At 38.4% G+C, this 391-nt stretch carries 1 protein-coding gene; it reads right to left on the minus strand.

What is annotated here, in order from left to right; translation table 11 throughout:
- Positions 1-337 (minus strand): phosphate acyltransferase (locus H4O21_RS28360; RefSeq protein WP_502243753.1); only part of this gene is annotated, 337 nt, incomplete at its 3' end.
- Positions 338-391 lie beyond the last annotated feature (54 nt).

The raw sequence follows: 391 nt of genomic DNA on the forward strand, positions 1-391 counted from the left end.
TAATATTTGCAGCATCTAAGTTTGGAAAAATCAACCCATTTACTTTTCTACCTACCAGTTTTGAAAACGGAAATTGATCGCGCAACATTTCATCATTTAGAGCAAAGTCTGTTTGCAATTCGCCATCCACAACCAAATCTGGATAATTACGATGCAGTAACGCTACAGCTTCTCTTACTTTTGAAGCCCTCGGGTTTCCTGAGGAACCGAAGTTTGAATATGATGTCATGGCTATTACTGGCTCAAAACCAAAAGTCTTTATCACTTTTGAAGTCATTACAGCAATTTTAGCTAAATCCTTCGCCGTTGGATCTATGTTGATTGATGTATCACTCACAAACATTGGCCCTCTTTTGGTCATCATAACGTTAGTGGTTGCAATTCTTGTAGC

Source organism: Oceanospirillum sediminis, from assembly GCF_014164585.1.
GTDB classification, from domain to species: Bacteria; Pseudomonadota; Gammaproteobacteria; order Pseudomonadales; family Halomonadaceae; genus Oceanospirillum; species Oceanospirillum sediminis.